Origin of the sequence: Tepidiforma sp. (assembly GCF_026419595.1) — a bacterium.
GTDB lineage: Bacteria > Chloroflexota > Dehalococcoidia > Tepidiformales > Tepidiformaceae > Tepidiforma.
On the sequence record NZ_JANZZD010000002.1, the window covers coordinates 117,339 to 142,594 of the forward strand.

General features: G+C 72.9%; 26 protein-coding genes and 1 tRNA gene. 8 read left to right on the forward strand and 19 right to left on the reverse strand.

Translation table 11 applies throughout. The annotated features are described in order from the left end of the window. Window positions 1-50 precede the first annotated feature (50 nt). Together N2041_RS02000 and N2041_RS02005 are read left to right on the forward strand one after the other, a co-directional pair. A tRNA-His gene (locus N2041_RS02000) sits at window positions 51-126 on the forward strand. A 51-nt stretch (window positions 127-177) separates the two neighbouring features. Further along, window positions 178-1,044, forward strand: a complete 867-nt coding sequence (locus tag N2041_RS02005; protein ID WP_297675306.1) for a methyltransferase — start codon at window positions 178-180, stop codon at window positions 1,042-1,044. A gap of 89 nt (window positions 1,045-1,133) precedes the next feature. On the opposite strand, the gene N2041_RS02010 is transcribed toward N2041_RS02005, so the two are convergent. After that, a complete protein-coding gene (locus N2041_RS02010) occupies window positions 1,134-1,433 on the reverse strand; it encodes a hypothetical protein (RefSeq protein ID WP_297675308.1) in 300 nt (99 codons plus the stop codon). Continuing rightward, entirely contained in the window at window positions 1,430-2,473 is a 1,044-nt protein-coding gene (locus tag N2041_RS02015; protein WP_297675309.1) for a hypothetical protein, read from the reverse strand. The genes N2041_RS02010 and N2041_RS02015 overlap by 4 nt, the downstream gene beginning before the upstream one ends. Window positions 2,474-2,650: 177 nt before the next feature. Here N2041_RS02015 and mgtE point away from each other — a divergent pair, with 177 nt between their 5' ends. After that, complete coding sequence (gene mgtE / locus N2041_RS02020) at window positions 2,651-4,003, forward strand: magnesium transporter (protein WP_297675311.1); 1,353 nt, start codon at window positions 2,651-2,653, stop codon at window positions 4,001-4,003. On the opposite strand, the gene N2041_RS02025 is transcribed toward mgtE, so the two are convergent. After that, complete coding sequence (locus N2041_RS02025; RefSeq protein WP_297675314.1) at window positions 3,987-5,396, reverse strand: deoxyribodipyrimidine photo-lyase; 1,410 nt, start codon at window positions 5,394-5,396, stop codon at window positions 3,987-3,989. The genes mgtE and N2041_RS02025 overlap by 17 nt on opposite strands. A 95-nt stretch (window positions 5,397-5,491) precedes the next feature. Between N2041_RS02025 and N2041_RS02030 the strand changes: the two genes are divergently transcribed. Next, window positions 5,492-6,790 (forward strand): acetyl-CoA hydrolase/transferase C-terminal domain-containing protein, encoded by a 1,299-nt coding sequence (locus N2041_RS02030; protein ID WP_297675316.1) that lies wholly within the window; start codon window positions 5,492-5,494, stop codon window positions 6,788-6,790. Window positions 6,791-6,799: 9 nt separating this feature from the next. Here the strand turns inward: N2041_RS02030 and N2041_RS02035 are convergent, their stop codons facing one another. From N2041_RS02035 to N2041_RS02075, 9 genes are all read right to left on the reverse strand, one after another. Continuing rightward, complete coding sequence (locus N2041_RS02035; protein ID WP_297675318.1) at window positions 6,800-7,861, reverse strand: hypothetical protein; 1,062 nt, start codon at window positions 7,859-7,861, stop codon at window positions 6,800-6,802. Beyond that, window positions 7,854-8,237 (reverse strand): DUF2089 domain-containing protein, encoded by a 384-nt coding sequence (locus N2041_RS02040; RefSeq protein ID WP_270057295.1) that lies wholly within the window; start codon window positions 8,235-8,237, stop codon window positions 7,854-7,856. Before N2041_RS02040 ends, N2041_RS02035 begins: the two co-directional genes overlap by 8 nt. Before the next feature lie 17 nt (window positions 8,238-8,254). Then, window positions 8,255-8,485 carry a hypothetical protein gene (locus tag N2041_RS02045; protein WP_297675321.1) on the reverse strand — a complete coding sequence of 77 codons (231 nt, stop codon included), beginning with the start codon at window positions 8,483-8,485 and terminating at the stop codon, window positions 8,255-8,257. A 201-nt stretch (window positions 8,486-8,686) separates the two neighbouring features. Beyond that, window positions 8,687-9,271: an SDR family oxidoreductase gene (locus tag N2041_RS02050; protein ID WP_297675323.1), complete on the reverse strand. Its 585-nt coding sequence runs from the start codon at window positions 9,269-9,271 to the stop codon at window positions 8,687-8,689. After that, window positions 9,268-9,492: a hypothetical protein gene (locus tag N2041_RS02055; RefSeq protein ID WP_297675325.1), complete on the reverse strand. Its 225-nt coding sequence runs from the start codon at window positions 9,490-9,492 to the stop codon at window positions 9,268-9,270. Before N2041_RS02055 ends, N2041_RS02050 begins: the two co-directional genes overlap by 4 nt. Before the next feature lie 31 nt (window positions 9,493-9,523). After that, a complete protein-coding gene (locus tag N2041_RS02060) occupies window positions 9,524-10,426 on the reverse strand; it encodes a crotonase/enoyl-CoA hydratase family protein (RefSeq protein WP_297675327.1) in 903 nt (300 codons plus the stop codon). A gap of 87 nt (window positions 10,427-10,513) precedes the next feature. Next, entirely contained in the window at window positions 10,514-11,842 is a 1,329-nt protein-coding gene (locus N2041_RS02065; protein WP_297675329.1) for an acetyl-CoA hydrolase/transferase C-terminal domain-containing protein, read from the reverse strand. Window positions 11,843-11,909: 67 nt separating this feature from the next. Continuing rightward, complete coding sequence (locus N2041_RS02070; RefSeq protein ID WP_297675331.1) at window positions 11,910-12,449, reverse strand: HNH endonuclease; 540 nt, start codon at window positions 12,447-12,449, stop codon at window positions 11,910-11,912. An 87-nt stretch (window positions 12,450-12,536) separates the two neighbouring features. After that, complete coding sequence (locus N2041_RS02075; RefSeq protein WP_297675333.1) at window positions 12,537-13,766, reverse strand: class I SAM-dependent methyltransferase; 1,230 nt, start codon at window positions 13,764-13,766, stop codon at window positions 12,537-12,539. A 59-nt stretch (window positions 13,767-13,825) separates the two neighbouring features. On the opposite strand from N2041_RS02075, the gene N2041_RS02080 reads away from it, so the two are divergent. The 4 genes from N2041_RS02080 to N2041_RS02095 all read left to right on the forward strand — a co-directional run bounded on the left by N2041_RS02080 (window position 13,826) and on the right by N2041_RS02095 (window position 18,307). Continuing rightward, window positions 13,826-14,854 (forward strand): PHP domain-containing protein, encoded by a 1,029-nt coding sequence (locus N2041_RS02080; protein WP_297675335.1) that lies wholly within the window; start codon window positions 13,826-13,828, stop codon window positions 14,852-14,854. Between the two features lie 65 nt (window positions 14,855-14,919). Next, window positions 14,920-16,011, forward strand: a complete 1,092-nt coding sequence (locus tag N2041_RS02085; RefSeq protein ID WP_297675337.1) for a lysylphosphatidylglycerol synthase transmembrane domain-containing protein — start codon at window positions 14,920-14,922, stop codon at window positions 16,009-16,011. Next, window positions 16,008-17,696 (forward strand): phosphatidylglycerol lysyltransferase domain-containing protein, encoded by a 1,689-nt coding sequence (locus N2041_RS02090; RefSeq protein ID WP_297675339.1) that lies wholly within the window; start codon window positions 16,008-16,010, stop codon window positions 17,694-17,696. Before N2041_RS02085 ends, N2041_RS02090 begins: the two co-directional genes overlap by 4 nt. Then, on the forward strand, window positions 17,693-18,307 hold the full coding sequence (locus N2041_RS02095; protein ID WP_297675341.1) for a hypothetical protein: 615 nt from the start codon (window positions 17,693-17,695) through the stop codon (window positions 18,305-18,307). Before N2041_RS02090 ends, N2041_RS02095 begins: the two co-directional genes overlap by 4 nt. Here N2041_RS02095 and N2041_RS02100 read toward each other — a convergent pair. The 7 genes from N2041_RS02100 to cobA are packed head-to-tail and all read right to left on the reverse strand — an operon-like array spanning window position 18,304 to window position 25,256. After that, the gene (locus N2041_RS02100; protein ID WP_297675343.1) at window positions 18,304-19,164 is read right to left on the reverse strand and encodes a bifunctional 2-polyprenyl-6-hydroxyphenol methylase/3-demethylubiquinol 3-O-methyltransferase UbiG; all 861 of its coding nucleotides are present in this window, start codon (window positions 19,162-19,164) and stop codon (window positions 18,304-18,306) included. The two genes, N2041_RS02095 and N2041_RS02100, sit on opposite strands and share 4 nt — an antisense overlap. A gap of 32 nt (window positions 19,165-19,196) precedes the next feature. Continuing rightward, a complete protein-coding gene (locus N2041_RS02105; RefSeq protein ID WP_297675345.1) occupies window positions 19,197-19,646 on the reverse strand; it encodes a nitroreductase/quinone reductase family protein in 450 nt (149 codons plus the stop codon). A gap of 4 nt (window positions 19,647-19,650) precedes the next feature. After that, a complete protein-coding gene (gene hemC, locus N2041_RS02110) occupies window positions 19,651-20,547 on the reverse strand; it encodes a hydroxymethylbilane synthase (RefSeq protein WP_297675347.1) in 897 nt (298 codons plus the stop codon). Then, window positions 20,544-21,815 (reverse strand): glutamate-1-semialdehyde 2,1-aminomutase, encoded by a 1,272-nt coding sequence (locus N2041_RS02115; protein WP_297675349.1) that lies wholly within the window; start codon window positions 21,813-21,815, stop codon window positions 20,544-20,546. The genes hemC and N2041_RS02115 overlap by 4 nt, the downstream gene beginning before the upstream one ends. After that, window positions 21,812-23,263: a CbiX/SirB N-terminal domain-containing protein gene (locus N2041_RS02120; RefSeq protein WP_297675351.1), complete on the reverse strand. Its 1,452-nt coding sequence runs from the start codon at window positions 23,261-23,263 to the stop codon at window positions 21,812-21,814. The genes N2041_RS02115 and N2041_RS02120 overlap by 4 nt, the downstream gene beginning before the upstream one ends. Continuing rightward, a complete protein-coding gene (locus N2041_RS02125) occupies window positions 23,260-23,781 on the reverse strand; it encodes an NAD(P)-dependent oxidoreductase (protein ID WP_297675353.1) in 522 nt (173 codons plus the stop codon). Before N2041_RS02125 ends, N2041_RS02120 begins: the two co-directional genes overlap by 4 nt. Next, window positions 23,778-25,256, reverse strand: a complete 1,479-nt coding sequence (gene cobA, locus N2041_RS02130) for a uroporphyrinogen-III C-methyltransferase (RefSeq protein ID WP_297675355.1) — start codon at window positions 25,254-25,256, stop codon at window positions 23,778-23,780. Before cobA ends, N2041_RS02125 begins: the two co-directional genes overlap by 4 nt.

A 25,256-nucleotide genomic window follows, 5' to 3' on the forward strand; every position in this document is an offset into this window, starting at 1 on the left:
CGTGAATGGCGCCAAGCGGCCCCGGGCTGATAGGATGAAGGCGCGCCATGGCGGGCGTAGCGTAGTGGTTAACGCGTCTGATTGTGGCTCAGAAGATCGTGGGTTCGAATCCCACCGCTCGCCCCATCACTTTCCCCAACGTCCCCGCTTCCATCATCGGCCCCCGGGCATGCTGCCGTGACCGGGGCTGAGCGCCTGCTGCGGCCGTCGCTCGAGGAGGCGCTGGCGGCCTACCGCGCGCAGGTGCTCGCGAATCGCGCGTACATCGATGCGCTCGAAGGCGAGCGTCCGCCGGGGCACGACTACTGGGCGACCCGCGCCCCGGGCTTCCGCCCGGGCCGGGCGCCGCTCCCGGAGCTTGGGCCGCTGCTCGAGCTGGCACAGCCGGGCGACACGTGGCTGGACATCGGCGCGGGCGGCGGACGGTTCGCCGTGCCGCTGGCGGAGCACGCCGCGAAGGTGGTGGCTATCGAACCATCGCCTTCCATGCGGGCGCAGCTGGCGGAGGCGGCCCGGGAGGCGGGGAGGGAGAACATCGAGATCGTCGACCTGACGTGGCCGCCGGCGGACGGCGCCGGTGCGCCGGAAGGCGACATTGCGCTGGCGGCGAACGTGCTCTACGCCATCGACGACGTCGGCGGGTTCCTCGCGGCGATGGAGCGGCAGACGCGGCGGACCTGCGCCGTGGTGGCCTTCGACCGGGCGCCGAACACGCCGCTGCCGGGACTCTGGCGCGACCTCTGGGGCAGCGAGTTCCGGGAGCTGCCGGCGCTGCGGGAGATCGTCGCGGTGCTGCTGGCGATGGGGCGCCGGGTGCGGGTCGCGCCGCTGCCGCCGACACCGCTTGAGCCGAAGCCCGTGGACGCCATCGCGAACGAGTACGCGTGGATGTACCACGTGCGCCCCGGCATCGCCGACTACGAGGCGAAGCTGGCGAGATTCCGCGAGCTGGTGGCGAAGCACTGCGGCGCGGGCGGCGGGCTCGCGGTGCCGCCGCTGGTGCGGCGGTACTCGTCGGTCATTTCGTGGCCGGTGGAGCGCTGACGGGCGGCCGCACCGCTTCGACCTGAGACGACGGGGCCGCAGCCTCTCCCACTGGCTGCGGCCCCTGCGCGTTCGGACGACCGGCGGGGTCAGTTGGTGCCGTCTCTGGCGAGCTGGGGAAGGAAGCGGACATAGCGGTCCTGGCCGCCGCCGGGGTAGAAGCCGGAGGCGACGGTGTAGTCACCGCCGGCGGAGCGGCCGGTGAGCGGCTGGCCGATGGCGGCGCGGACCTCGTAGTCGCCGGCGGCGGAGCGGCCGCCGCCGGAGGTGGTGCGCCACCAGAGTTCGTAGCTGCCGCCGGAGACCTGGCCGAGGACGGCGGCGATGGTGGCCCCGCCAGCAAAGGCGGCGGCAGCGAGGGCGACCGCGCGGCGGGTTCGGCGGCTCATTTCGTGATGACCAGGACGTTGAAGGTCGCGCCCGGCGGGAAGTCAGCCCCGTTCATGCTGCGAATCGTCCACCTCCCCGCAACGCCGGTGCATGGCGCTGTCGAATCCAGGCGGTAGTCGACTCGCACCGCAACCGGGTCGGTTGGCAGCGAGCCCATGAACTGAGGAGTCACGAAGACGAGCGCGTCGGGGTTGTCGTCGAGCAGTGGGTGGGTCAGCACGGTGATCGCATCGGACCCAGCACAGGTGTTCTTGCTCGTCCCGCTGGTCACGACGTTGTGGACGAAGGCGATGTCGTTCGAGACCTTGAGGGCGCCGTCGAGTTCGAGCGCGACCGGACCGACGAAGGCGCCGGCCGTGCCCTGAGTCGCGAAGCCGCGCACGCCGACGCCGTTCGCTGCGGTCGCCTCGCCCTGGACGCCGGCGCCGCCGCCGGCGTTGACGCCGAGGACCGCCGGGTACTCGGCGGGGTCGGTCGTGGTCCGGTTGGCGGCGATGGCGATGCCGGTGCCGGCCTGGTTCACGGTGATGAGGCCCGACGGGGTGGAGGGCGCGCCGGCGGTGTTGCCGCTAACGGCGAGCGGGACCTTCAGGCTTCCGGCGCTGGCGGCGAAGAGGGCGTAGGGCGCGGGGCTGACCGGCTGGCGCGGCGAGAGGACCGTGAAGGCGCCCGTCGAGCTGCCCGGCCGAACCGCAATCTCCATCCAGCGGGCATCGCCCTGGAAGACGGAGGCGCCGAAATCGAGGTCGACGGTGAAGAGGCCGTTGGTCACCTGGACATCGTCGCGGGTGACGGTGGAGCCGACCTGGGCGCCGCCGGATTCGGCGTCGTAGAGGATGAAGCGGAGGTCGTAGCTGCCGTTGGCAGGGCTGCCGCCGTCGGTGAGGCGGCCCTGGTAGGTGAAGCTCGTGGTGAGGGCGGTAGCGAATTCGACCCGGGAGCCGCCGGGGCCGTCATCGCCGAGGACGGTCGCGATCGGGACGAGGGCGGCGGCGCCGAGCAGGGCGGCTGCGGCGGCCAGGACGCGGTTCCGCTGCACGGGAACCTCCTCGGGGAGAAATCCCGGCGATTATAGATCATCAGATCAAGCGCGTGAGCAAACTGCGGGCAAACGCGGTGTTAACAGGCGCCGATTGACCGTTCCGGGGGCCGGGCGTACGTTCGCGTTCGTGCGCACACCCGCGTGCCTCGAACCTCCGCAACGCAGGACTCTTCCGTGGCCGATGATGTGGCTGTCCGGGAGCTTTTCGATGATGCACGCGCGCTTGCGGCGAGCGGCGAGTGGGCGAAACTCGTTGCGCTCGTAACCTCTCTCCACCCTGCTGACCTGGCGGAACTGGTCCTCGAGCTCCCCGAAGAGGAGCGCGTCGCGCTGCTCGACCACCTCCCGACCGACGTGGTCGCGGAGCTGTTCGAGTACGTCGAAGACGATGACCTGCGCGAGCTGATCAAGAGCGTTGGCGTCAAAGACCTCCCGGCGGTGCTCGAGGAAGCGGAGGACGACGTCGCCGCCGACGTCATCCAGCAGCTGGAGCCGGAGGAGCAGGCGGAGACGCTGGCGCAGATGGACCGCGGCGAAGAGGTCGCGGAGCTGCTCCAGTACGGCGACGAATCGGCGGGCGGCATCATGTCGCGCGGGTTCGTCGCGCTGAACGAGAACATCTCGGTGCAGCAGGCGATCGACTACCTGCGCGTGCTGCGGCCGCCTTCGGAGCGGGCCTACTACCTGTACGTGGTCGATAACGACCGGGTGCTGCAGGGCGTCGTCTCGATTCGCGACCTGCTGGTGTCGTCGCCGAAGACGCTGCTCAAGGAGATCACGCAGCGGGACGTCCACGCCGTGACGACGGACGCGGACCAGGAAGAGGCGGCGCGCATCCTGCAGAAGTACAACCTGCTGGCGGTGCCGGTGGTCGATGCCGAGGGGCGGCTCGAGGGCGTGATGACGGCGGACGACCTCATCGACGTCCTGCAGGAAGAGGCGACCGAGGATATGTACCGGATGGTCGGCCTCGACGAAGCGGAAACGGTGCTCTCACCGGTGTGGCGGTCGGTGCGGCGGCGGGTGCCATGGCTGCTGGTGAACCTCGCGACGGCGTTCCTCGCGGCGCTGGTGGTGCGGCCGTTCGAAGACACGATTTCGCGCGCGGCGGCGCTGGCGGTGTTCATGCCGGTCATCGCCGGGCACGCGGGCAATACCGGCACGCAGGCCGTGACGCTCGTCGTGCGCGGCATGGCCCTTGGCGATGTGAAAGTCTCGGATTGGCTCCTCGTGCTCCGGAAGGAGCTGGCGTTCGGCCTCATCCATGGGGTGCTGGCCGGCTCGCTGACGGCAGGTATGGCACTGCTGCTTTCGATGAACCCGTGGCTCGGAGCCGTCGTGTTCACCGCCCTGATGGCGAATGTGATGATCGGCGGGATCATGGGCGCGATCATCCCGCTGACCATCAAACGGCTCGGCGGCGACCCGGCGGTGGCCAGCTCGATCTGGCTGACCACGTTCACGGACGTCATGGGCTTCCTCATGCTGCTGGGCCTTGGGACGATCCTGATCAACCGGCTGTCGTAGCGGCTTTCCGGGCCTGTTCGAACAGATGCACGGCGCGGTCCCGGGCGGCCGCGTGGTCGACGATCGGCGCCGGGTAGTCGCGGCCGATGACGCAGCCGGCAGCCTGCTGGACTTGCAGGGGCATCGTCCACGGTTCGTGGAGGTAGCGGTCCGGGACGCGGCACAGCTCGGGGAGCCAGCGGCGGAGGTAGACGCCTTCGGGGTCGAACTTCTTCGCCTGGAGCACGGGGTTGAAGATGCGGAAGTAGGGCTGGGCATCGGTGCCGACGGAGGCCGCCCACTGCCAGCCGCCGTCGTTGTTCGCGACGTCACCGTCGACGAGGTGGCGCATGAAGTGGGTTTCGCCGAGGCGCCAGTCGAGGAGGAGGTCCTTGGCGAGGAAGGAGGCGGCGACCATGCGGGCGCGGTTGTGCATGTAGCCGGTGGCGGCGAGTTCGCGCATGGCGGCATCGACGAGGGGGTAGCCGGTGCGGCCGGCGGCCCAGGCGTCGAACGCGGCCGGGTCGTCGCGCCAGGGGATGGCGGCGTAGGCCTGCTGGAACGGTTCGCGCAAAACGCGGGGGTGGTGCCAGAGGATGTGGTGGTAGAACTCCCGCCAGGCGACCTCGGCGACGAACTTCGCGGTGTCGCAGGGGAGGGCCCGGGCGCGGGTCACGATTTCGAGCGGCGAAAGGAGGCCGAAGCGGAGGTCCTGGCTGAGGCGCGAGGTGCCGGCGAGGTCGAGGCGGTCGCGCGTCTCGGCATAGGCGCAGACCGGGGCGGCGAGGAACCGTTCGAGGCGGGCGCGGGCCGCGGATTCGCCGGCGGGCAGGAGGGCATCGACGGGGCGCGGCAGCCCGAGCGCTTCGAGCGCGGGGAGCGCGCCGGGGTCGGGATGGGCGGCCGCCGGGATGGCGGCGGGGGCGGGCAGCGGGGCGCGGAGCGGGAGCGCGCTCCACGCGCGGTAGAACGGCGTGAACACGGTCAGCGGCTGGCCGGCGGCGCCGCGGACGTCCTCCGGCTCGTGGACGAGCGTGCCGCGGCGGGCGTGGAAGGCGATGCCGCAGGCGGTGAGCGCGCGGGCGACGGCAGCGTCGCGCCGGCGGGCGTAGGGCGAGTAATCGCGCGAGACGAAGACGGCGCTCGCGCCGACGTCGCGGGCAAAGCGCGGCACCTCGTCGGCCGGGCGGCCGATGCGGACGTGGAGGCGGGCACCACGCGCGCGGAGGGCGGCATCGAGCTCGCGCAGCGAAGCGAGGAGGAAGGCCGTGCGGTTGGCCGAGGCCCAGCGCCCCCGGACGAGCGCCGGGTCGAGGACGAAGAGGGGGGCGACCGGGCCGGCCTCGATGGCCGCTGCGAGCGCCGGGTGGTCGTGCAGGCGGAGGTCGCGGCGGAACCAGAGGACGCTCGTCATTCCGCCGCAGTGTGGCAGGCGCGGGCGAACGGCCGCAGTGATCGCGCCCGCATGGCGGTTGCGTCGTTCACCGGAACGCGGGCACCCTGTGGCCCATGAAGTACGTCGGGCTCGATGAAGCGGTCGGCGTCGTGCAGCACGGCGACCGGGTGTACGTGCATGGCGGGGTCTGCACGCCGCGGGTGCTGGTCGAAGGGCTCGTGGCCATCCGGCAGGACTTGCGGGACGTGGAGATCGTGCACCTCCACACCGATGCGCCGGCGCCGTATGCGGAGCCGGGGATGGAGGAGCGGTTCCGGCACAACGCGCTCTTCATCGGGCCGAACGTGCGGCGGGCGGTGCAGGAGGGGCGTGCCGACTACACGCCGATCTTCCTCTCCGATATCCCGCGGCAGTTCGAAGCCGGGGGCGCGCTGCCGCTCGATGTCGCGTTCATCCAGGTGAGCCCGCCGGACCGGGAGGGGCGCTGCACCCTCGGGGTTTCGGTCGATTGCGCGATGGCGGCGGCGATCCACGCGCGGACCGTGGTGGCGCAGGTGAACCGGAGGATGCCGCGGACGTTCGGGCACAGCCTCGACGCGAGCTTCATCGACCTCGCGATCGAGGTGGACGAGCCGCTGCCGCAGGTGGTGCTGGAGGAGCCGGGCCCGGAGGCGATGGACATCGGCCGGCACGTGGCCGCGCTCGTGGCGGACGGCTCGACGCTGCAGATGGGCATCGGGACGATTCCGAGCGCGGTGCTGCGGCAGCTCACGAACCACCGCGACCTCGGGGTGCACACGGAGATGTTCACGCAGGCGCTGCTGCCGCTCATCCGGAGCGGGGTGGTGAACGGCGCGCGGAAGACGCGGGACCGGGGGAAGGTCGTCTCGGCGTTCGCGGTCGGGAACCAGGAGCTGTACGACTTCGTGGACTGGAACCCGGAGGTGGAGTTCCACCCGGTGGACTACACGAACGACGTCGACGTGATCGCGTCGCAGGAGCGGATGGTGGCGATCAACTCGGCGCTGAGCGTGGACCTGACGGGGCAGGTCGTCGCGGATTCGATCGGGCCGCGCTTCTACAGCGGGATCGGCGGGCAGGTGGACTTCATCCGGGGCGCGGCGCGGTCGAAGGACGGCGTGCCGATCATCGCGCTGCCCTCGACGGCGAAGGGCGGGGAGATTTCGCGCATCTGCCCGGAGCTGGCGCCGGCGAGCGGGGTGGTGACGACGCGGGGCGACGTCCACTGGGTGGTGACGGAGTACGGGGCGCGGAACCTGCACGGGCGGACGATCCGGGAGCGGGCGCGGATGCTCATCGAGATCGCGCACCCGAAATTCCGCGAGGAGCTGGCGCGCCGGGCGACGGAGCTCGGCTACCTGGGCCGGCACGAGCACATCGACGGGCTCTGACGGGCGGCCTCAGGGCGGCGGGTCGCCGACGGGCCGCGGGGGCGCGCCGCGGAGCGCGGCGATCAGGTCGGCGGCCTCCTGCGGCGTGATGCGGCCCTGCTCGAGGAGCTGGAGGACGCGGAGCTCTTCGCTCTCGCGGCGGCGATTGGAGGAGCGGGCGGCGGCGGCGCGGGGCGGCGGCGGAGGCGGCTCGCCGGCCGGCGCGCGGTAGCGGACCGCGGCTTCGCCGATGCCGCTGTTCACCTTGATGAGCGCGGGCGCGCCGGGGATGGACGGGACATCGACCGGGGCCTTGCCGAGCCCCGATGTGGCGCGGATTTCCACCTCGGCGCCGGGCGGGAGTCGGACTTCGGCGCGGCCGAGGCCGACATCGACCCGGTAGACGCCGGGACGGACCGCGGCGAGGTCGAGGGTGATATCGCCCGTGCCGGAGTGGGCGGAGGCGGTGCCGTCGTGGGAGAGGATGGAGATCTTGCCGGCGCCGACGCTGACATCGAGGTCGGCGCGGAGCTGGACGGCGGTGACGGCGCCGGCGCCCGTGCTGATGCGGATGGATTCGGCGGCGAGGCCGGCGGCTTCGATTTCGCCGTAGTTGTTGGCGATACGGAGGAAGCGGAAGCCGTCGGCCGGAAGGCGGACGAGCGCGGCGGCGCCCTGCCGGCCGCGGAAGAGCCAGCCGCGGGGGATTTTGACCTGGATGCGGAGGGTTTCACCGGCGCGCTCGACCTCGACCTGCGGGGGCGACTTGGCGGCGGCGGCGACGGCCGGGGTTTCGCCGGGCGCGCAGGTGTGCACCGAGAGGCGGCCGGCGGTGCAATCGATTTCGACGCCCCGGACGCCCTCGAAGGAGGGGAGGGGAAGCTCGACGCGGGCGGGGGGCTCTTCGGGCGGCGGGGGCGATTTCCCGCGGGCAGCCTGACGCTCGCGGCGGGCCTCTTCGCGCATACGGCGGGCCTCGGCCTTCAGCCGCGCGGCCTCGGCGCGGGCTTCGCGGCGGAGGCGGTCGGCCTCCTCGCGGGCGCGGCGCGCCTCTTCGAGCAGCCGGTCGGCATCGCGGGGGGTGTCAGCCATCGCGGAGGGCCAGGGCGCGGAGCTGTTCGGCCGCCTCGGCGGCGGTCAGCCGGCCGGCGGCGAGGTCGTCGAGGATGGCCTGGCGGCGTTCGGCGTCGCGGGGGTCTTCGCCGGTTTCGAAGCCGAGTGCGACGAGGACGTCGTTGAGCCGGGCGACGACGGTCGGGTAGGAGATGCCCAGCTCCTCTTCGACGTCTTTGATTTTGCCGCGGGCGCGGAGGAACGTTTCGACGAAGGCGAGCTGCTCGCGGTTGAGGCGGGCGAGGGGGCCGGCATCGAAGTGGCCGTCGACGCCGGTGCCGCACTCAGGGCATTCGAGGCGCCGGATGGTCATGGGGCTGTCGCAGCTGGGGCAGGCGCCGATGAGGCGGGCCATAGGCGGTGGTGCTCCGGTCAGTGGGCGCTGCGCTGCCCGCGGGGGAGCAGGTCGGGGAGCTCCCGGGGGCTGCCGGCTGCCCAGGCATCGAGGGCGGCGGCGAGCCGGCGGAGCGCGCCAGCGCTGGCGCTGATCATAGCCGGGAGCGGGCCGGGGCGCCCGTACCGCCAGCGGCGGGCGGCGGCGCGGCGGCTGGCGACGTAGTGGTCGGCGTAGGCGGCGACGAAGTGGTGGTTGAGCTCGAACATCGGACTCCTCGGGAGCAGCGGCTCCGTGAGCATCTTCCATCGCCATGTCCGGAAAGTCAATATGATTCTTGAGATTTTCAAAGACTCTGTTGACTTGTTTGAGCTTCATCGAGAAGGCGCCGGGCGAACGGGCCGCGCGGGCACGCAGCGCGGCGGGCCCCGGGCGCCAGTGCGCGGCTTGCGAAACCAGGGGGCAGGTGGTCAGGCGAGGGCGGCGAGGAGGTCGGCGGGCAGGCCGGATACCCCGGCGGCGGCGAAGCGGAGCGGGCGGCCGGCGTACTCAGCCGCGAGGGCGCCGGGCAGCGCCGCGAGGGCGGCATCGACGACCGCAGCGGAGGCGCCGGCCGGGGCCGGGTGCCGGGCGATGAGGACGGCGCCGCCGCCCCGCCGCTCGAGGAGGGGGATGGCGGCGCGCGCAGCGGCCAGGACGGCGGCGAGCTGCCGGCGGGTGAGGGGCAGCCACTCATCGAGCGACCATTCGTCGAACGCGATGGCAGGGAGCGGGCCGGGGTCGATGAGGCAGGCGGCGAGCGGGCCGAAGCGGTCCTCGAGCTCGGCGAGGAAGGCCTCGGCGGCGGCCGGCTCGGCGGCGTCGATGACGCGGTGGAGGTGGTCGGCGCCGAGCACCCAGAGTTCGTTGGCGATGCTGGCGGTGGCGAACTCCTGCTGCTGGAGGTTCGCGAGCGTGGCAAGGCCGATGGGCCGGCCGGCCTCGGCGAGCGCGAGGGCCGCGGCGCGGAGGGGTTCGCCGCCCGGGCCGAAGAGCGCGACGGGGCCGGCGCTCACCGGAGGGCCACCAGCAGCATGGGCAGGACGAGCGCGATCACCACGATGATGGCGATGCCGAGGGCGACGGTGTTCCAGTCGCGCGTGCGGAGCTGGCCGCTGTAGTACTTCTGCTCCCACGAGCCGTCCAGCAGGTCGCGGTCGCGTTCATCGGGGCCAAGGTCGCGGTCGTCGTCCGGGTCGCGGCCGAGGGGGATGCGGTCGTCGTCGTCGGGCTGCACGGGCTCATGGTAGCGCAGGGGCGGCGCGGGGTCAGACGAGGCGGCCGTGCTCGTCGCGGATTTCGGGGCCGTCGACGCGTGCGCGGCCGTCGCCGAACTTCGCATCGCGCCAGTGGAGCGCGGCCTTCAGGCCCTGCTCGGCGGCGATGCGGCCGAATTCGCGGACGGAGGGCGCGAGGTGGGCGCGGGCGTCGTTCTCCGCGCCGAGCCGCTGCATGGTCCGGGCGCCCATCAGTTCGAGCGCGAGGTTGACGATGCGCTTGTTGGCCGAGAGGAGCTCGGCGTCGATCATCGCCATGCGGTCGACGAGGCCTTCGACCTCCTGCTGGAGGAGGCTGGCGGGGACGGCCTTGAGGACGAGGCCGATTTTCGCGGCCTCGGCGCCGGTGATGGTGTCGCCGGTGAGGAAGAGGCGCTTCGCCCACTGGGGGCCGCAGTGGTAGACCCACATCTGGTTGGGGAGCGACCCCATGGCGCGGGCGGGCGGGAAGCCGATCGTGGCATCCTCGGCGGCGATGACGATGTCGCAGAGGAAGGCGATGTCGGTGCCCCCCGCGAGGCAGTAGCCGTGGACCTGGGCGACGACGGGCTTGTGCATATCGAAGATGGCCATGCGGAGCCGCTGGGCGCGTTCGAGCTGCCAGGCGTCGTCGTCGAAGGTGCGGGCGCCGCGGTAGACGGCGGTGTAGTGGTCGCCCTCGGGGGCGGGGCGGCGGTTGCCGAGCGGCGTGAGGTCGTAGCCGGCGGAGAAGGCGCGGCCGGCGCCGCGGATGATGACGGCGTGGACGCGGGTGTCGTTATCGGCTTCCCAGAGGGCGTCGTGCAGCTCCTGCTGGAGTTCGAGGCTGAGGGCGTTGAGCTTTTCGGGGCGGTTGAGCGTGATGCGGGCGCGGCCGCGCTCGACCTCGTAGAGGATGGTGCGGTAGTCGTTCATGGTGCTGCCTCCGTGGCGGCAGTATAGCCGCGGCGGAGGGGGCGGGCGGGGCCGGGACCCCGCCCGCAGGCCGCGATTCGCCGGGCGTCAGATGGTGATGCCGTAGATGCGGTTCGCCTCGGCCTTCAATTCGCGGCGGAAGTCCGGGTGGGCGACGGAGATGAGCTCGGCCATGCGCTCGCGCAAGGATTTGCCGCGGAGCTTCGCGATCCCCTGTTCGGTGACGACGTAGTCGACGAAGCCGCGGTGGACGGTGACGACGGTGCCGGGCGCGTGGCCGGCGACGATGCGGGTGTGGCGGGTATCGCCGACGAGCGTGCTGGAGGGGAGGACGATGACGGAGCCGCCGGCTGCGGTGGAGGCGCCGATGGCGAAGACCGCCTGGCCGCCGGTGCCGGAGTAGACGAGCGGCCCCTGCGTCTCGGAGGAGACGTTGCCGGTGAGGTCGACCGCGAGGGCGTTGTTGACGGCGATGAAGTTCTCGATCTGCAGCAGAAGGCGGAGGTCGTCGGTATGGGTGAAGTCGTACAGCTCGTAGGTCGGGTTGCCGTTGATGCGGGCGAGGTCTTCGGGCGGGACCTGGCCGAGGGCGCTGGCGACGACCTTGCCGACGTGGTGGGGCTTGTGCTTGCCGGTGATGACGCCCTTTTCGACGAGGTCGGGGATGCCGCCGGGGAGCAGTTCGGTGTGGACGCCGAGGTCGTGCTTCTCTTCGAGGAAGACGGGGAGGGCGGCGGAAACGTCGCCGATGCCGAACTGGAGGGTGGCGCCGTCGTAGACGATTTCGTTCGCGACGAGCGTGCAGATGACGTTGGCGGCGAGTTCCGTTTCTTCGGTGCGCGGCGGGATGGGGGCCTGCGCGGGGGGCAGGGTGTATTCGCAGACGCGGGCGAAGCGGTCGATGTGGATGCGGTTGCCGCCGCCGGTGCGGATGAAGTTCTCGTGGATTTCGCCCACGAGGGTGGTGGCGATGGAGGAGACGGTGGGGCCGAAGAAGACGCCGGAGCCGAAGGAGCACCAGCCGTCCTCATCCGGCGGGGAGATCGGGATGAGGGCGACGTCGAGGTGGTCGAGCCCGGGCGGCATCTTCCCTTCGCGGAACTGGGAGACGGGCACGTATTCGATGCGGCCTTCGCGGGCGGCCTTCCGGTCGAAGGGGCTGCAGTAGCCGGTGATGACCTTCCAGTGGGCGAGGACTTCGGGCCGGTCCCAGTTGAAGGGGGAGAGGAAGTTGACGATGGTGACGTCCTTCACCTGGCCGGCGCGGGCGGCGAGGGCGGCGCAGAGCTGGGGCGGGACGGAGGTCCAGCCGCCGGTCCAGACCCAGTCGCCGTCCTTCACGAGGGCGACAGCTTCTTCGGGGGAGACGAGCTTCGACGCGACGATATCGCGCCAGTTCGGCGCCGTAGGCTTCACCGGATGTGACCTCCGCAGCGATTTGGGCGGAGATGATACCGGAGGTCAGCGAATCCTTGCTAAGCGTTCAGCCAGCGGCGGCGAGGGAGCCGTCGTGCCAGCCGGGGACGAATTTGCGCCAGGCTTCTTCGCTTTCGAGGTAGGGGAAGAAGGTGTGGTAGATGCTGACGCGCGGCTGGGCGGGTTCGCGGAGGAGAGCCATGCGGGCTTCCTGCGGGGTGCGGCCGGCTTTGCGGTGGTTGCAGGCGCGGCAGGCGGCGACGAGGTTTTCCCAGGTGTGCGGGCCGCCCCGGTGGCGGGGGATGACGTGGTCGAGGGTGAGGTCGCGCGTCTGGCGGCCGCAGTAGACGCACTGCCAGCCGTCGCGCTGGAAGATTTCGCGGCGGCTGAGGCGGAGCTTCGGCCGCGGCCGGCGGACCATGTGGACGAGGCGGATGACGGAGGGCAGGGCGAGCGTGGCGCGGGCGGTGTGGAGGACGGTGCGGGCGGATTCGATGACTTCAGCCTTACCGCGGAGGACGAGGACGATGGCGCGCCGCACGGAGCACACGTTGAGCGGCTCGTAGTTCTGGTTCAGGACCAGGACGGCGATGCCATCTATCCCCATCGAGGAGCCCCCGGCCTGCCTTTGCGGGATCGTAGCAAAGCGCGCGATCGCTCAGCAATTGCGGGGTGTTAACCGGGGATGACGTGCTTATGTCGTGACGACGCGGTGGACGTCGACGCCGGCCTCGGTGTCGAGTCGGATGTGGAGCGGGTTGCCGGGCTCGAAGTCATCCGAGAGCGGGATGGCGACCTCGGTCCACTCGCCGGCGGGGGCATCGAAGCGGGTGGCGCCGAGGAGGACGAGGTTGCCGCCGTTGTCGTGCCAGGCCTGGGCTTCGCCGCGGCCGTTCGCGAGCGTGACGACGGCGCGGGAGCGCGGCTCGCGGGCGAGGAGGTAGATGTCGCCGACCTGTCCGGAGCGGCGGTACTCGCGGCCGCCGGGGCCGCGCTGGAGGTCGCCCCAGCCCATCGCGATGTGCGGCACGTCGTTGATGCCGAAGGTGACATCCGGGTCGCGCGGGGCCATGTAAAAGGCGAGGTGGCCCATATCGAAGAGGCCCGGGGGGAAGTACCAGCGGAAGGGGGCGTCGGTCTTCCGGGCGCGGACGAAGAGGTGGTAGCGGTAGCGGCCCTTCGTGAACCGGCTGACGACGTCGTTCATCAGCCAGCGGAAGATGCGGCGGTTGCGGCTCGCCGGCGGGTAGATGTCGATATCGGCGGCGCGCTCGACGGTGTAGCCGCAGCCTTCGAGCAGGCCGGTGAGCTCGGCGAGGGTGTACTCGCGGCTGTGGCGCGAGCCCTTGAGCGGGGCGCCGAGGTGGTACGGGTCGTAGATGTTGCGGCCGGCGAGGAAGTTCGCGATCGAGTCGGCCCGGGAGGCGTTCGGCGTCGAAATCACGAGCGCGCCGCCGGGCTTGAGGACGCGGTGGATTTCCGCGAGGGTGTGGACCGGGTTTTCGGTCAGGTGTTCGATGACCTCGCACCAGGTGACGAGGTCGAAGGTGGCATCGGGGTAGGGGAAGGTGTCGGCCTCGGCGTTGAAGCAGGTGCAGACGAAGTCGTAGGTTTCGCCGAACTCGGGGCTTTCGAGCGTCTGCCGGATTTCGGGCCGGCCGTCGGCGGCGTAGCCGGTAAGCGAGAGGTCGTAGTTGCGGAAGCGCTGGAGGAGGAGGGTGATGTGGAAGGGCGGGCTGCCGAGTTCGAGCGCCTTGCCGCGCTCTTTCGGATTCGGCACGAAGCGGAGCACCTGCCGCCAGAGCGGCAGGCCGCCGTTGACGAGGATGTGGTGGACCTCTTCGTTGCGGAAGGGCCAGCGGAAGCTGAGCAGGTAGCGCTTGAGCGACTCCGGGTCGCGCTCGGAAACCGGCGGCGGCTGCATGGAATCTGCATTCTGCCGGAACGGAGCCGCGGCGTCCAAGGGAGGGTAGGCTGTGGGGCATGGAGCCTGCGAGGGCGCTGCGCCGGATCGCCTTCCTGCTGGAGCGGGAGAACGCCCCGGAGTTCCGGGTGCGGGCCTTCCGGCGGGCGGCGGCGATCGTCGATGAGCTGGGCCCGGGGGAGGTCGCGCGGCGCGCCGCGGAGGGGCGGCTCGAGGAGGTGAAGGGCATCGGCGCGGTGACGGCGCGGGTCATCGCCGAGGCCGTGCGGGGCGAGGTGCCGGCCTACCTCGCGCAGCTGGAGGCGGAGCAGGCGGCGGCGTGGGGGCCGGGGCACGGCGGCGCGCTCCGGGCGCTCCTGCGGGGCGACTGCCACGTCCACTCCAACTGGTCGGACGGCGGCAGCCCGATCCGGGAGATGGCGGAGACGGCGCGGGAGCTCGGGCACGAGTACATCGTGCTGACCGACCATTCGCCGCGGCTCCGGGTGGCGAACGGCCTCTCGGCGGAGCGGCTGCGGGCGCAGCTGGAGGCCGTGGCAGAGCTGAACCGGGAGCTGGCGCCGTTCCGCATCCTGACCGGGATCGAGGTGGACATCCTCGATGACGGGCGGCTCGACCAGGAGGAGGAGCTGCTCGCGCAGCTCGACGTGGTGGTCGGCAGCGTGCACAGCAAGCTGCGGATGCCGGCCGAGGAGATGACGCCGCGGATGCTGGCGGCGGTCGAACACCCGCACCTCGACATCCTCGGGCACTGCACGGGGCGGTACGTGCTGGGGAAGACGCGGCCGGAGTCGGCCTTCGATGCGGAGACAGTCTTCGCAGCGTGCGCGCGGCTCGGGAAGGCGGTGGAGGTCAACTCCCGGGTGGAGCGGCTGGACCCGCCGATGCCGCTGCTGCGGCTGGCGGCCGAGCTCGGCTGCCTGTTCGCGATCGATTCGGACGCGCACGCGCCGGGGCAGCTGGACTGGCTCTCGCACGGGACGGCGCGGGCGGAGGCGGCGGGGGTGCCGCCGGCGCGGGTGGTGAACACGTGGCCGGCGGAGGCGCTGCTGGCGTGGGCGCGCGGGCATGCGCAGGTCGGCCGGTAAAGACCCGGAGATGGTGTCATCGAAGGCATCTTTTTCGGTGCCGGCGGGCGCGAAATCATCGAAGCATGACGCCCCAATCCCCGGAGCCGGCCGCCGCAGTTCTCCGGGCTGGCCGGTGGGTGCGGGTTGTCGCCTGGGTCATCGTGATCGCGGCGGCGGCAGTCTTCGCCTGGGCGAACCGGCGCGACATCCCGGATGCGTGGCACGCGGCGCGGACGGCGAATCCCTGGTGGCTGCTGGCCGGGCTGGGGTGGACAGCGCTCTACCTGGTCGGGCAGGCCGGGATGTACGCGGGCGCGTGGCGGGCGGTAGGGCTGCAGGGCAGCATGCGGGAGCTGCTGCAGCCTTCGCTGGCGGGGGGCGCGCTGAACATCGTCTCGAAGTCGGCGGGCATGGGCGGACTCGCGGTCTTCCTCGCGCGGGCGAAGCGGGTCGGCGAGCCGGCGGGGCTGGTGACCACCGCCTACACCGGCGTGGTGGTCATCGCCCATGCGACGTTCACGCTGACGCTGGCGGTCGTGTTCGTCGTCATGTGGGTGGACGGCCACGTGACGCGGCTGGAGCTGCTGGCGGGCGCGATCTTCGGGGTGTACGTCATCGCGCAGGTGGCGGTGCTGGCGGGCGCGCTCTGGAGCCGGGCGGCGGTCCGGCGGGTCTACCGGACGGCGGGGGTGGCGGCGCACGTCGGCCGGCGGCTGCTCGGGCGGGAGCACGGGGCGTTCGTCCCGAACGACGAAGCGGCGGATGAGCTGTTCGAGGCGGTATCGGCGCTGCGGCGCGCGCCGGGGCGGCTGGCGGGTGCGTTGGCGTGGGGCATGGCGGTCGAACTCGCAGGGGCCGGGCTGCTGTGGAGCGTGCTGCAGGCGCTCGGCGAGCCGGCGAGCCCCGTGGTGGCGCTTTCGGGCTACGCGATGACGGTGCTGTTTTCGACCGTCGGCGTGCTGCCGGGCGGGCTCGGCTTCGCGGAGGCGTCGCTGGGCGCGATGCTGCGGAGCTACGGCGTGAGCCTCCCGGGCACGGCAGCGGCCGTCGTGCTCTTCCGCATCGGCGAGGCGTGGATACCGCTGGCGGCAGGACTGGTGGCCTTGCGGCTTTCCGGGCGCGAGCGGCGCGACGCTGCCGCGCCGGCATTCATCGAGGAGGGTGAGGGTTCGTGACGCGGACAGGCATCCCGGGGCAGCGGCGGCGGCGCATCGCCGCGGGCGTCGTGGCGGCGAACGCGCTGCTCGGCTTCGTGCTGGTGATGGTCCACCACCCGCCGATCCAGGTCGGGCCGCTCCACCGGGCGTTCCCGGTGGAGGCGGTGATCACGTCGCGGTTCCTGCTCGTGCTGGCTTCGCTGGCGCAGGCGGGCACGGTGCGCGGCCTGCTGCGCGGCAAGCGGCAGGCGTGGCTCATCGCGACGGTAGCGGCGCTGGCGGCGATCGCGTGCTTCCAGGTGAAGCGCGCCGACCTCGTCGGCATCGCGGCCTCGGCGGCGACGGCCGCGCTGCTCATCGCGTGGGCGCCGCTCTTCCCCGCGCGGAGCGACCCCGCGATGGCGCGCCGGGGCATCGCCTGGTTCGTGCTGGGGACGGCCGGGGCGTTCGTCTACGCGCTGGCCGGGCTGTGGTGGCTGGACCGGCATTTCCGCGGGACCGAATCGCTCATCGCGATCGCCGAGGATGCGGTGCGGCTCGTGCTCATCGTGCCGGAGGCGAACGCCGAGCCCGTCGGGCGGCACGGGCGGTGGTTCCTCGATTCGGTCCGGCTCTTCATGGGGGCGAGCCTCGCGGTGGGGACGTGGCACGCGCTTTCGCCGGTGCGCTACCACCTGACGGAGGAGCAGCGGGAGCTGCACCGCGTGCGGGAGATCCTGGAGAAGTGGGCAACGTCGTCGCTGGCGTACTTCCACCTGATGCCGGACAAGTCGCACTTCTTCGCGAGCGAGGGCGAGGCGTTCCTCGGCTACCGCGTCTCGCGCGGGGTCGCCGTGGTGCTCGGCGGCCCGATCGGGGAGCCGGAGGCGTGCCGGGCCGTGGTGCGGGAGTTCATCGAGTTTTGCGACCTGAACGGCTGGGGCTTCTGCTTCCACCAGTGCGCGCCGGGGGAGGTCGAGCTGCTGCAGTCGCTCGGCCTCAAGGCCCTGAAGATCGGCGAGGACGCGGTCATCCGGCTGCCGGGGTTCAGCCTCTCGGGCAAGTCGTTCAAGCACATCCGGGCGACGGTGAACCGGATGGAGCGCGAGGGGTACGAGGTGGTGGAGCTGCCGCAGCCGATCGACGACGCGACGATGGCCGAGCTGCGGGAAGTCTCGGACGCGTGGCTGGCGGACGGCCACCACCGGGAGCGGCAGTTCACGCTCGGCTGGTTCGATGAGGACTACCTGCGCGAGACGCGGGTGCTGGCGGTGCGCGCGCCCTCGGGCCGGATCGAGGCGTTCGCGAACGTCCTGCCGTCGTTCCAGTCGAAGGAGGCGAACTTCGACCTGATGCGGCGGCGGCCGGATTCGCCGAACGGCACGATGGACTACCTCTTCGTGCGGATGGCGGAGCAGTTCCGGGACGCCGGGATGGAGGGGCTCAACCTCGGCTTCGCGCCGCTGGCGAACATCGAAGAGACTGGCGTGAAAGGGCGCGTCCTCAACTGGCTGTACGAGTACGGCGGCCGGCTGTTCAACTTCCAGGGGCTGCGCGCGTTCAAAGACAAGTGGGATCCGGCCTGGGAGCCGCGCTACCTCGTCTACCGGAGCGAAGCGGACCTGCCCGGCATCGCACTGGCGGTGGCGCTGGTCGGCGAGAAGGCGAGCCCGGTCCGGCTGCCGTGGGCGAAGCGCGAGCTGCCGGAGCTCCCGGCGGCGTGATGCGGCGGGGGCAGGCTGCGGCGGCGGCCGGGATGCTGGCGCTCGTGCTCGCGCCGCAGGTCGCGAGCCAGTTCCGGCCCGGCCTGCATGCGTGGCTGATCGACCACTGGGCGCTGACGTGGGACCTCGCCTGGCGGGAGCCGTGGCGCGTCGTGCTCTCGCCGCTCGTGCAGCCGCGGCCCGGGCTGGTGGGGACGGAGTGGCTGTTCGCGCTGGCCGTCGTGCCGGCGTTCGCTGTGCTCTGGCCGGCGCGGCTGATGCCGCTCGGCTTCTGGGGTGCGGATGCGGCGGGAACGTGGCCGACGCTGCTCGGCCTGCGGGTCGCGGCGGAGTGGAGCAGCCACGCGGCGCGGCTGCTGGGCGACCCCGACGCCGGCTCTTCGGCGGGGCTGTTCGGGCTGGCACTGATGGCAGCCTGGCGGCTGCAGCGGACGCCGGCCGCGGGCGTGGTGGCGGGGATCGTCATCTTCGCGGCGGGGCGGCTGGCCATCTTCCACCGCGTGTTCGATATCGAGCACGCGCTGGCGGTGGGCACGGTGACGCTGCTGCTGTGGCTGACCCAGGGGCCGCCGGGGCGAGCACGCGCCCGCGCGGCGGAGACGGCTCCCTAGGCGGGCTTCCGGGCGCGGACGGCGTACATCTGGGGAATCGCCGGGACGTCCGCCGGCAGGTAGAAGCGGCGCCCCTCGCGCATTTCGGCGCGCTCGAAGAAGCGGCAGCCGTTGGCGTACTCGTACTCGCGGAAGACTTCGAGGACGAGGCCGGCGTCGATGAGCGCCATGATGACGTCGCTGGTGCCGTGGGCGAACTCGGCGCCCTGGTGGGGGTTCTGGAAGCCGGTGACGCCCGGTTCGAAGCCCCACGGCACGAGGGCTTCGCCGGAGGCGCCGACGTAGTCGCTGACGCCCGGGCCGATGAACGGCTCCTGGTCGCGGTAGGGCCAGGTCAGGCGGAGCTGGTCGTCGTACATCGAGGCGACGGGGTGGAATTCGACGAGGACGAAGGCCCCGCCGGGCGCGAGGACGCCGGCGATGCCGCGCCCCCAGGCGGCGAGGTCCGAGAGCCAGCAGACGGCGCCGTAGGAGGCGAAGACGAGGTCGTACCGTTCGCCGCGGGCGGCGGCCTCTTCGAACCAGTCGTAGATGTCGGCGTGGACGAAGCGGGCCCGAATGCCGGTCTCGGCAGCAAGCCGCCCGGCGAAGGCGATCGCCTCATCGGAAATGTCGACGCCGGTGACGTCGGCGCCGAGCCGGGCGAGCGAGAGCGTATCCTGGCCGGCGTTGCACTGGAGGTGGACGAGGCGCTTGCCTTCGAGCGGGCCGAGGAGGTCGAGCTCCTCAGGGAAGAGGGTGGAGCCGCCGGCGCGGAAGAAGGCGGCCTGGTCGCCCTTGTGGCTGTTGTGGGCGCGGGTCGCCTCGTTCCAGCTGCGGCGGTTCAGTTCGTGGAGGTCGCGCCGGGGTCCGGGCATGGTTCGAGTGTAGCCGGGCACGCGAGCAGCGCCTACGCGGCGCCGGCCGTCGGCTCTTCGGCGTCGGGTTCAATGATGGCGAACGACCAGCCGAAGGCGGTGTAGCGGGTGAGCAGGTTCTCTGCGATGGCGCGGACGAGCTGGCTCACGGTTTCGGGGAGTTCCGGCTGGCGGCCGGGCCGGAGGACGTGGGCGCGGCCGCAGAGTTCGCGGCCGTTCAGCCAGCAGCGGACGGCCGGGGCCGCCTCGGCATTGCGGACCCAGTTCGACCGGGGGCGGAACGTGCCGACGATGATGCAGCCATCGACGAGGGAGGCGAGGAGCGGCGTGCGGTAGAGGCGGCCGGAGCGGCGGCCGGCGGTTTCGAGGCCGACGAGGCCGACGGGCACGAGGCAGGGGCCGCCGAGGCCGGCGCGGACGGCTGGCTCGACGAAGGCGTTGAGGGCGCGGAAGAAGTCGCGCTCGAAACCGGCAGGGTCCACGGCCTCAGCCTCCCCGGGCGGCCCGTTCGAGGAGCTCGGCGGCGAGCTGGCGGCCGAGGCCGGCAGCGGTCTCCGCCGGGCCGCCCATCTTCGAGCGGATGATACGGCCGCCGGGGGCGATGAGCGCGTGGAGCTTGAGTGTCGACCCGAAGTGCTCGGCATAGGCAGCGGCAGGGTAGCTGCAGCCGCCTTCGATGGCGGCGAGAAAGGCGCGTTCGGCCGTGACGGCGAGGCGGACCTGCGGGTCATCGATGCGGGCGAGGAGCTGGCGGACGCCTTCGTCGGCGGCGCGGCATTCGACGGCGAGGGCGCCCTGGCCCGGCGCGGGGAGCATCTCCTCGAAGCCGAAGACCTCGGCGGCCTCCGCCTCGAGGCCGAGGCGGCGGAGGCCGGCGAGGGCCACGACGGCGGCGTCGTACTCGCCGTCCCGGACCTTCCGGAGGCGCGTTTCGACGTTGCCGCGGATGGGGCGGACCTGGAGGTCGGGGCGGATTTCGCGGAGCTGGGCTTCGCGGCGCGGCGAGCCGGTGCCGACGACGGCGCCGGGCGGCAGGGCGCGGAGCGGCTGGCCCGCGCGGGAGACGAGGGCGTCGCGGGGGTCTTCGCGGAGGGGGACGGCGGCGATGACGAGCCCCTCCGGCCGGCGGGTCGGGAGGTCTTTGAGCGAGTGGACGGCGACGTCGACGTCGCCGCGCTGGAGGGCCTCCTGAATGGCGGTCGTGAACCAGCCGGGCCGCTCGCCCTCGGCGAGAGGCGTCGACTGGTCGCGGTCGCCGGCGGTGGCGATGGTGACGAGCTCGACCCGGGTGCCGGGGGCGACGGCCTCGAGGCGGCCGGCGACGAGGCGGGCCTGGGCGAGGGCGAGCTGGCTGCCGCGGGTGCCGAGGCGGAGGACGGTCATGCCGGGAGCGCCTCGCGGAGCGCCTCGGCGGCAGCGCGGACGGTCGCGTCGATTTCGGGTTCGTTGTGGGCGAGCGAGACGAACCAGGTCTCGAACTGGGAGGGCGGGATGAGGATGCCGCGCTGGCGCATCGCGCGGTGGAAGCCGGCGAAGGCGGCGGTGTCGGCCTCCCGCGCCTCGGCGTAGTCGCGCGGGGGTACGGGCCGGAAGAAGAGGCTGAGCATCGAGCCGAAGCGGACGACGGAGGCCGGGGCCTCGGCGCGCTTGATGGCGGTGAGGAGCCCGTTTTCGAGGTGGCGCGCGACCTGGTCGAGGCGCTGGTAGGCGGCCGGGGTGAGCGCTTCGAGAGCCGCGAGCCCGGCGGCCATGACGGCGGGGTTCGCGCTGAAGGTGCCGGCCTGGTAGACCGGGCCCTCGGGCGCGAGCAGGCCGAGGAGCTCCGCACGGCCGCCGACGGCGCCGACCGGGAGGCCGCCGCCGATGATTTTGCCGAGCGTGACGAGGTCGGCAGCGGGCAGCACGCCCGAGAGGCCGCGCCGCAGGCGGAAGCCGGTGATGATTTCGTCGGCGATGAGGAGCGCGCCGTGGGCGCGGGGGAGGGACTGGAGCGTTTCGAGGAACTCCGGGTCGGGGGCGAGGATGCCGACGTTGGCGGGGATGCTTTCGACGATGACGGCCGCGGTCTCGGCGCCGCGGGCTTCGAACCAGCGCATCAGGGCGGCCGGGTCGTTGTACGGGAGGACGGCGGTGAGGCCGGCGACCGCCTGCGGGACGCCGGCGGAGTCGCTCATGCCGAGGGTGGCGACGCCGCTCCCGGCTTTGACGAGGAGGCCGTCGCTGTGGCCGTGGTAGCAGCCGTCGAACTTCACGATGAGGTCGCGGCCGGTGGCGGCGCGGGCGATGCGGATGGCCGTCATCGTGGCTTCGGTGCCGGAGTTGAGGAAGCGGAGCCGTTCGAGGCCCGTCGCGTCGCGGATGGCTTCGGCGAGGGCGACTTCGCGCGGGCCGAGGGCGCCGAAGGCGAGGCCCTCCGCCGCGGCCGCGGCGATCGCGCCGGTCACCGCGGGCGGGGCATGGCCGAGGATGGCCGGGCCGAAGCCGCCGACGAAGTCGATGTAGCGGTTCCCCTCGGCGTCGAAGACGAACGGCCCCTGCCCGCGGGCGATGGGCACGGGGTCGCCGCCGACGGAGCGGTAGGAGCGGACGGGGCTGTTGACGCCGCCCGGGAAAAGGCCGAGGGCGGCGTCGCGGATGGACTGGTTGGTCATGGGGAAGCTCCAGGGCGGACCGGTTCGAGCAGCGCGGCGAGGACAGCCTCGCGGACCTCGTTGCCCGGTGTTTCGAAGTCGGCGAAGGGGACGGACGGGTCGACCGGCGCGGGGGTTGGGGGCTCGGCTTCCCAGGCGGCGGCTTCGCGGGCGAGGGCGACGAGCACGCTGCACGGCTCGGGGCAGGGGATGGAGGCGGGAGTTGGAAGTAGGGAGCCGGGAGACGGGAGTTGAGGAGCCGTCAGCGGCCAGGCGGGGGTGCGGACGCAGCGGCCGCAGAGCACCTCGCGGATGACCGTGCGGCCGCGTTCGGAAAGCTGGCGCGCGCTCTCGTAGCGGCCGGACTGGCGGCCGAGCACCTCATCCAGCGGGACGATGCGGAGCGCGCCGGCTGCGGCCTGCGCGCGGTGGACGGCCGCGAGGGGGTACACGGCCTCGACGACCTCCTCCGCGGCGATGCGGCCGTCGAGGGGGACGCACCAGCCGCCGGGAAGGCCGCGCGCGCCGGGGAGCGGCCGGTAGCGGCCGGCCGCATCGAACCGCACGCAGCGGCGGATGGCGTCGGCGTCCGGCGGGAGTTCGCAGGCGGGGTCGCCGGGGCCGCAGACGCGGCCGGGTTCGATGCGCAGCTCGCCGAGGAAGGCGGGAAGCGGGAGGCGGGAAGCGGGAACCGTGCGACGGGAACCGGGAGACGGGAGGCGGGAAGCGGGAGCGGGGAAGCGGTCGAGGGCTTCGCGGGCGAGGTCGGTGACGACGGCAGCGAGCGCGGGGTGGGTGCCGACGGGCGGGGTGTAGTGGACGACGCGGCCGCCGCGGCGGGTCTCGGGGCCATCGAGCGCGAGGTCGGCAGGGATGGTTTCGCCGACGTGCCAGCCTTCGGCGATGAAGAGCGGGACGACGAAGAGGCGGGGCGCGCGGAAGCGGTCGAGCATGGTGAGCATGCCCGGCTCCTGGTCGATGAAGGCGACGCCGCACTCGGCGAAGCAGCCGCGCTGGGCGACGAGGCCGGCCATCGCGTAGACGTTCTTCTCGGATTCGGAGTCGCGGCGGGTGCCGTGGCCGAGGACGACGAGGGCGTCGTCCGGGCCGGCGCCGGCTTCGCGGGCGCGTTCGATGATGACGTCGGCGAGGCGCGGGTGGGTGCCGACGGGTGGGGTGCAGCGGATGCGCTGGCTGCCGCGGACGGTCAGGGGGCCGTCGAGCCGCATCTCGCGGGGGACGACCGTGCGGGTGAAGTAGCCGGTGGAGATGAAGATCGGAACGACGACGACGTCCGGGTCGTCGACGGCGTCGAGGGCGCGGGCGAGTGAGGGCTCCTCTTTCCAGAGGGCGACGGAGACAGCGTCGAACTCGCCCCCCGCGCGGAGAGCGGCGGCGAGGCGGTGGAAGGGCTCGCTGGAGTCGGCGTTGAGGTGGGAGCCGTGGCCGGCGAGGACGAGGTGGGTCATGCGCCGGCCTCCGGCTTGCGGGCGGCGAGCCGCGCCTGGCGGGCCTCGCGGGCCCCGGCGACGTCGGCGGCGCGGCCGGGGCCGAGCGCCTCGGCGACCGCGTCGCGGAGGCGGGCAGCGAGGGCCGGGTCGGCGCCGGAAGTGGAGACGGCGGCGAGGAGGTCGCCGTCGCGGTAGTGGGCCGGGAAGCTGGTGGTGCTCTCGGCGCGGGCATCGGCGACGAGGACGGGGATGTGGCGGGCGCGGGCAGCTTCGCCGACGGCGCGGTTGACTTCGCGGTCGTTCGTACAGGCGAGGACGAGCGCCCAGGGCCGGGCATCGACGTCGACGGGGACGAAGGCGCGGGGGATGGCGGTCACGCCGGGGAGCGCTGCGATCTCCCCGGCGATCACGGGCGCGACGACGACGACCTGGAAGCCGCCTTCGGCGAGGACGCGGACCTTCCGGGCGGCGACCGCGCCGCCGCCGACGACGAGCACCGGCCCGGCCGACGGGAGGAGTTCGATGAGGATGCTCACGCCAGGGCCTCCAGGACAGCGGCGGCGAGGGATGGCAGGGAGGGCTCAGCGGCCTCGGCGTCGAGCCGGCCGAAGCAGGCGCGGACGGCTGCCGACGTGGCAGGGCCGATGCTGACGAGGCGCACCGACGGCGGCAGCTCGGCCTCGCCGAGCGCCGCGCGGAGGAAGCGGGCGGTGGATGCAGAAGTGAAGGTGACGGCATCCGCGGCCTGGACCCGTGCGAGCGTCTCCGGCGCGAGCGCCTCGGGCACGGTGTCGTAAGCGTCGGCGCGTTCGACGTGCGCGCCGCGCTGGCGGAGGGCATCCTCGAGGTCGGGCCCAGCGAGCGAGGAGATGGGGAGGTAGACGCGGGCCCCGGCGACGCGCGGGAGCTGGGCGGCGAGGCTGGCGGAGGTCGCGCGCGAGGGGAGGAAATCGGCGCGGATGCCGCGGGCGCGGAGGGCCTCGGCGGTGGCTTCGCCGACGGCGGCGATGGCGGTGCCGCCGAAGGCGCGCGCGTCGCGGCCGGCGGCCTCGAGGGCGGCGAACATCGCCGCCACGGCGTTCTGGCTGGTGAAGATGACCCAGTCCCAGCGGCTGGCCGCGCGCTCGTCGGCGATGAGGCGCTCGGGGTGGAGCTCGATGCGGATGGCGGGGGCTTCGACCACGGCGGCGCCGAGCGCGCGGAGCGCCTCGCTCAGCTGCGAGGCCTGGCTGCGGGAGCGGGTGACGACGACCGTCCTGCCCGCGAGGGGGCCGAAGCGGCCCGGCCCGAGCCGCTCGGCGAGGGCCGCGACGGGGCCGACGACGGTGATGAGCGGCGTCGGGAGGCCAGCCGCGGCCTCGGCGATGCCGGCGAGCGGGGCGGTGACGGCCTGTTGCGTCGGCAGGGTGCCGTTCGCGATCGAAGCGGCTGGCGTGGCCGGGTCCCAGCCGGCGGCGAGCAGGCGCTCGACGAGGACGGGGAGAGCGGCGGCGCCCATGAGGATGACGAGGGTGCCGGCGGCTGACGGCCCGGGGAGGTCGGCCGGCGCCTCGCCGGTGTGTTCGGAGCCGGTCAGGACGGTGAAGCGGGTCGCGAGGCCGCGGTGGGTGACGGGGATGCCGGCCGCGGCCGGGACGGCGACGGCCGAAGTGACGCCGGGCACGACGGTGAAGGGGAGGCCAGCCTCGCGCAGGGCGAGCGCCTCTTCGCCGCCGCGGCCGAACACGTAGGGGTCACCCCCCTTGAGGCGGACGACGCGGCGGCCGGCGGCCGTGAGGTCGACCAGCAGGCGGGTGATCTCCTCCTGCGGCATCGCGTGGGCGCCGGCGCGCTTGCCGACCGGGATGAGCTCGGCGCCGGGCCGGGCGAAGCGCAGCAGTTCCGGCCCGACCAGGGCATCGTAGAGGACGGCATCGGCCTGCTGGAGCGCTTCGCGGCCGGCGAGCGTGAGGAGCCCCGGGTCGCCAGGGCCGGCGCCGACGAGCCAGGCGTGGCCGGTGGTGTTCGGCAT